Annotated in this window: 1 protein-coding gene; it reads right to left on the reverse strand. The window is 45.7% G+C overall.

Annotation, left to right across the window (positions count from 1 at the left end; all coding sequences use genetic code 11):
- The coding region (locus tag QUB06_RS30555; protein ID WP_333438469.1) for a two-partner secretion domain-containing protein at window positions 1-6,882 on the reverse strand (6,882 nt) is incomplete at its 3' end.
- Window positions 6,883-7,334: the final 452 nt, after the last annotated feature.

Below are 7,334 nucleotides of genomic sequence, written 5' to 3' on the forward strand. Positions count from 1 at the left end.
TACTACCGGAGTTGGAGTTTCACTCGGAGTGGGAGTCGGAGTTACTACCGGAGTTGGAGTTGGCGTTGGCGGCGGGTCGATCGCGTCGTCAGTAGAAAACACAATATTACCAACACTACTAGAACGCGGAAACGACTGCGATGTAATGGTAGATTGTCCCGTTGTAATTGCACCCGCCGTACCGTTGCTAGCAGCATTCCCCACCACAAACGGTTGAATCGGCGTCCCTCCATCTCCCCCAGCGTGCACAATTGTAATTTTGCCACCACCTGCACCGCCAGCAGTAGAAATGCTAGCAAATCCCGTCGGCGACAGTGGGGTTGAAAAAGTACCCGTAGCCCGGAAAAAATTGCCTGTTATTGCTGTGACATCGCCGCCGGTGCCGCCTGTACCGCCTTGGGCATTGATAAACTCTACTTGAATATCGCCGATCGGGTCTAAGAACACATTGCCGGCATTTCCGACTATAGCGCTAGAGTTAATTTGTCCGGTGGTAATTGAAGTTATCGCCTTAACAGTTATGTTGCCGCCACTGTTTGCCGATGTATTCAAATTGCCTGCGGTGAAATTGTTACCGCTTGTAAATAGAATTTCTCCGCCATTAGTAGTAATATTTTTAACACTTAGATCGCCCTTGGCAGTAATATCGACTTTGGCGGCGGTGACATCTCCCGATAAGTTGACTTTTTCCGTGTTTATTGCTGTCAATTGTTGCGCGTTAATTGTCGAGTTTCCTGTCACATTGCCAGCATTTTCGATCGCAAGATTTCCTAACTTGCTGGTGGCCCCCACCGCACCGTTGAAAGTGATGCTGCCGCTACCTGCATCCAGATTTAGGCTGCGGGCCGCATCAATACTGTCGATCGCACCTCCAAAGGCAATATTCCCCCCGGCCGTACTCAATATCGCATCTTTCGTCAAGCCGAGAACACCGTTAATATTGATATTGCCCTGATTAGTAGTAACATTGCCACCCAACTTAGTGCTTGCAGCAGCAATATTAAAACCCGAATTGCTCGCAATATTACCGTTAGTGAATTCCGCCTGCGTTGCCGTAACATTCAAAACAGAAAGTGGTGCTGTTCCTCCGATATTTCCTTGCACCAGTACATTGCCTGTAGCCGCATCTAAGTTCAACAAATGATTGCCGTCTATCGCACCCGTTATCTTAATATCTCCGCCGCTGGTACTGAGATTAATATCGTTGCCGAGTGTGACAGTGCCGTTGAGTGCGATCGGATTTTTATTGGTATTGATGCCATAATTCAAATTAATTGTGGAAGCCTTGAGAGCAATGCTGCTGTTGTCATTGCCGGTAAGAGTGCCATCAAGTGCGAGCGTACCAGTTCCCGTTTGAATATTTACTGGATCTAAAAATGTAAGATTAGAGGAAATACTAACATTTGCAGTGCTATCCGAGCGCCCGATCGCGATCGAGCTAAATCCATTTTGAATCAAATTAAGTTCCGATGCAGTCAAATCTAAAGCGCTAGTATTGTTATCAGTTCCGCCAACAGCAATATTTTGTCCGGCTGTGGCGGGTTGCAGCGTTAACGCGCCAGTACCAGAAACATTCCCAGAAAAATCAATTTCACCTGCCGTTAAAGTCAGCGGGTTACTACCTGCCGATAAACTCGAACCGAAAGCAATAGTTGCATCTCCGAGTGTAAAATTAACAGGAGCTTTTAATGTCACCGGGTCGCTAAAACTAATGTTATCATTAGTTGTGGCGATATTTCCGCTAACCGCAACAGTTCCCCCGCCTTTTTGAATAAATGCACCGTCTAAATTCAGGTTATTCTCAATATTGAGATTTACCTTATTGGTGATTGTAAGCGTGCCGTCATTGGTGGTTGTTACAGTTCCTTTTAGGTTGACATTATCAGCGGCAATACCCAGATTGCCAGCTACGTCAACTGTCTTGTTGAAAGTAATGTCGCGGCCTGACAGAATCGAGTTTTTGGCAACAGTGACAGCATCTCCATAAGTTTGACTGCCAGTTCTAGTCACGTTGCCATTGAGTTGAGTTGTGCCGCCAACATCTGTAGTCAAACTCACGCCATCGACTGTTTGATTAAATGCGGTTATTCCTGTAGAGTTAGCATTAATATTTCCTAATGCCTTGGTATTGCCAACTGCACCATTGAATGTAATATTACCCGTACCCCCATTGACAGTCAAGTCGCTGCCAATGTTATTGGCGTCAACAGTATTATTGAAAGTAATGCTGTCACCTGAAAGAATCGGATTGTTGGCAATTGTAACTGCATCTCCATAAGTTTGACTACCACTTGTAGTGACATTGCCGCCTAAAGATATCTTGCTGTTGGCAGTTAAATTTGTCAGAGGAGTTGTTTCGCCGATCGCACTTTTGAAGGTAATATTACCGCTAGCCGCTTTCACAGTTAAATCGCTGGTACCATCAACAGTATTATTGAAAGTAATGCTGTCACCTGAAATAATCGGATTATTGGCAATTGTAACTGCATCTCCGTAGGTTTGGCTGCCGATTGTAGTGACATTGCCATTAAGTTTAGTTGTGCCCTCTGCGTCAGTTGTTAAACTTTGGGCATTGACAGTGCTCGCGAAGCTAGTCGTGCCACTACTTTGGGCAGTTATCGCACCGAAGGGAATGGTGCTGTTGCCGATCGCACCTGTTGTGAATGTAATATTACCCGTACCCGCTGTTAAAGTGAGATTTGGACTGTTAGCAGTGGAGCTCTCAACTGTATTGTTAAAAATAATATCGCCAGCACCTGCACCTGTGTTGAAAGAAACATCGTTATTTGTCAGAGTAACGGGACTGTTGAAACTAATATTATCGTTAGTAGTGGTAATATTGGATGCTATATTAACCTTGCCTGTACCGCTTTGAGTAAATTCTCCATCCAGCAGTAAATTTGCCACAGTAGCAATATTCAAGTCGCCACTATTGTTGACTTTAAAAGTTCCATTATTTAGCGTTGTGACTGGATTGTCGATCGCAAAATTTGTCCCTGTCAAGTTAAGGCCGCCCGCAGCATAGGTTGTCACTGCGCCCTTGAATGCAGTTGTACCCGTACCTGCACTCTGAGTAATACTATTAGCTGTAATTGCCGCTGTTTGTACGTCGCTAGCACTATTTATCTGGAGATTGCCGATCGCAGGATTGCCGACATCTCCCTTAACGGTAATATTGCCAGTGCCTGATGTGAGAGTGAGATTTTGATTATAAGGAGTTGTACCGTTGAGGGTGCTGCTGAAAAGAATATTGCCGGCACCGAGTGCACCTGTGTCAACCAAAACATTATTTTGAAGCGTAACAGGCCCGTTGAAAGTGATGTTTTGATCGCTTGTGGTAATCGGCCCATTGAGTGCGATCGTACCGATGTTGCTAGTGAGGGTGATATCTCCCGAACCCGACGTAGTTATATTGCCGGCGGTGATGTTTTGATTCGCTGTCAGTGCAATTGAAGCGTTATCAAGTCCAGTGAGAGTCCCAGGAGGCAAAATTGCGATCGATCCAGCGCCTTGTGGAGAGCGAATTGTCACGGGATCTTGGAATGTCAGAGGTGACTCGATGGTAATTGCGCCACTGCTGTCTGTCCGCCCAATCGCGATCGATTTAAAGCCATTGTCCAGGCTTTTGAATAGCCCAGTCATATCCAAGGAGTCAGGTCGATCTGTTGTGGCCCCAAGTGCGATCTTTAAGTCAAACCTATAGGGTTGAAGTACCAGATCGCCCGTACCCGAGGAAAGGCCGGTTATATCAATTTGATCTGAGGTAATGGTGAGGCTGTTGCTACCTGCTACAAATCCATTATTTAAAGTAATCCTGCCGGTTTCCAGACCTGTTGTACCAGGTTTATTAGCGGTGAAAGAAACATCATTATTGAGAGTAACAGGATTTTTAAAACTTATGTCACCATTAGTGGCGGTCAAATCACCTGAGATAGTGACTGCACCTGTAGCAGCAACTTGTTGAGTAATATCAGCGGCTGTAATTGCCTTTGTTTGGACGTTGCCAGCACTATTAATTGTGAGCTTGCCTAGAGGAGTAATGCTGCTGCCGACATCTCCACCAAATGTAATATTGCCAGTACCTGCTGTTAGAGTCAAATCTTGAGTGTTAGGATTTGTGCCCTTGACGGTTTTTTGGAAAATAATGTCGCCTGCACCTGCTTTACCCGTGTCAACCAAGACATTCTTTATGAGGGTAACAGAATCATTAAAAGTGATGTTTTTACCGCTTGTAGTAACGTCTGCGCTTAGAGAAGTAGCTCCGTTAAATGTAATATCACCATTGGCTGTAATTGGCCCGTTAACTGCGATCGAACCCGTACCCGTTGGAGATTTAAGTATAATCGGGTAGTTGAACGTAACACCATCCGGGGCAATCGTAATCGTCCCCGTCCCATCCGCCCGTCCGATCGCTATTTGCGAAAACCCCTTTAAGATAGGAGCATTGAGTTCAGCATTGCTGAGATCCAAAGTATTAATTTTAGGGTCACTGTCGCCAACACTAATATTTAAACTCGGCGTCAGAGGCTGCAACACAATAGTACCTGTACCCTTGACTTCCGCCCCGAACAGTGTAATTTCATCACCCGTCAAAGTGACTTTGTTGCCGCTGTTTGCCGTCGGGTTAATCGCACTATTGTTAATATAAATTGCATCCGAATTCCCCCCCGTACCAGTTAAATCAACATTTCCTGCCGTCGCTTCTAGTGCAGCACCACCATCCATAAAAACGCCGTAGTTGTTGGTTCCTGTCCCCGCACCTGTGCCAGTCAGAGTTATATTTCCGCTCGCCGACTTCACGTTAGAAGAGCTAGAAACCGCTATCCCACTGTTGCCGCTTCCAGTTCCGTTACTTGTGCCAGTCAAGTTGATATTGCCATTGAGCGATCGAACTGTGCTGCCAATCATAAATATTCCTTGATTGCCATTAGTGCCGCTGCCACCCGTACCCGTCAGGGTAATATTCCCTGTCCCCAGTGATTCCACCATCGCACTCCTCATCTGAATGCCAGAATTAGAACCGCCACTGCCACCTGTGCCATTGAGCGTAATAACTCCCGTTCCAGTAGTTATTAAATTACCACCTAGTGAAATACCGTTTTTGAATGCCGTATTTCCTCCGCGGCCCTCCAGGGTAATGTCCCCACCTCCGGCATTAATTGTGCCGCCGATATTGATTCCATTTCCCTTGAGAACATTCCCTCGACCAATTCCCAGGAAATTGCCCCCGTTTGTATTAATTTGCAAACGGGAAATCGTGAGATTACCACCGTTTGAATTATCACTATCAGCATTCAGAGTGACATTGCCTCCCTGAGTTGTGATATCGGCCCCCAACCTAACATCAATATTATTATTAGCATTCAGAGTCAGGGAATTACTATTAGCCCACGAAATCGGAGCGCTGACTGTAATATCACCTTGATTCGGAGAAGCCGACGCAGTGGAAATAGTCACATCTGCAAAACCTAGCTGTGTTTGCAGCGTCCCATTATTAATTGTAGAAGTCCCATCCGAGGGCGTAAATGCTCCCCCTGATAAAGTGCCACCTGTATCCACATCTGTACTAATAGTAATATCAGTAGGATCTAACAATAAGGTGCCAGCGAGGCCAAAGGTCGATCGCAAATCAACTAATCCTTGAAAATCCAGCGATTGCTTTCCCGACACTTCGACAAAGCCGCCATTCCCAGAAAATAAGCCGCCTCTGGCCGTAATATTGCCATTAAAGCGAGTAGTTTCATCAGCCCAAACTATTACTCGCCCGCCATTCCCATTACTAACAGCATCAGCATTAATCGTCGAGTCGCTGCTAACAAAAGTCCGCAAAGCATTGGGCACTGTCCCCAAACCCTGATAATCTCCGCCAATCAGTACATTACCGCCGCCGTTAATCCCAGAAGCATCGATCTTGCCTGCAATAACTCCTACTTTGTCGCCTAAAATATTTACAGTGCCGCCAGTGTTGCCAGAGACGTTGAGACTGCCGGATGCGATCGCAGTTCCCGCAGTTACCGGCACAGCAGCATTCCCAGTCAACACAACTTCGCCATTAGGATTTACCGTCAAACCCGTCGCCTCTGCCACACCTTGTCCAGTCAGCAACTCCGGCAAAGATAACACTGGCTGCGTCCAATTATTCGGCAGCGAACTTTGATTTGCTGTCGGCTGAATATCCAAACTCAATAAATTTCCAGCTTGACTAATTCGCACCAAATTGTTACCCGGTACGGCGCTGATCAGAATATTGCCGCTAGGCGCAGTTACCTGACCCGTATTGACAACCGTACCGCCGATCAAACTTAAACTTTGACCTGGTGTCACCGTCAAATTGCCTGCATTAATTATGCTTCCCCCTGGCAAATTGGTAAACGCAAAACTGTTCGGTGCCCCGATTAATGTTGCCCAATTGTTATTGCCGATCGCACTAAACCACTGATTGTTCCCAAAACCAATCCCTGTCGCCGTAGTAGCATTAAAAGATCCAGGCACGTTCAGACTGGCATTCGGCCCGAAAATCATGCCGGCAGGATTCATCAAAAATAAATTAGAATTGCCACCCGTAACTTGAATTAAGCCATTTATTAAAGAAGGATTACCCCCAGTAATCCTTCCCAAAATATTTTGAATATTGGGATTAGTCAGAAAGTTAGCCGTTTGAGCCTCGCTGAGGCCGAACTGAGTAAAACTGTGAAAAAGATTAGCCCCATCTCCGCTGAAGGCCCCCCCGGAAATGTCGTAGCGGTTGCCGTTGGGAGTAACAACAGTGTTAGTGCCGTCTGGTGCCGGGGCGATGGGTTGCGCGTTTGCCGAACCCGCCGCTGCACTCAGCCAGCCAACAATGAATAACCATCCGAGCAAATGTAGTTTGTTGGGTGTCATTGTGTTTAAAGATGGTGCTTAAAGTGCGATCGTATTTATTTCTACTATTTTTACTCCTAAAAATTTCTCATGTCAATAGGAGCAGCCTATTTTGAGTTTCCGAATAATTAGGACGGAAGAGCCGGAAATGTATGTTTTTAATTACTATGATTTACGTAAAAACAGTTTTTTTACTAGGAATCAGGCGCGGGAAATGAAACTTGGTTTTTTTTTTTGACTTTCACCGCTTCCCTGACCTAATTACCTTAAAAAACCGGGTTAATGCGTCCGGGACTGCTGGTGAAAATATGGCGCGGAATGCGAGGTTTAGGGGTTTAAAAAACTCGCAATATTAGTCAAAATTACGTAAGTACCGCTCGCCTGTTATACAGCTTGCTTATACCATTTTTTTAAAGATGTGATAGAGATAAAGCCTGTAAAATCCAGGACCATCCGGTGAGAAATCCAATGAC

Source organism: Microcoleus sp. D2_18a_D3 (genome assembly GCF_036702455.1).
GTDB lineage: Bacteria > Cyanobacteriota > Cyanobacteriia > Cyanobacteriales > Microcoleaceae > Microcoleus.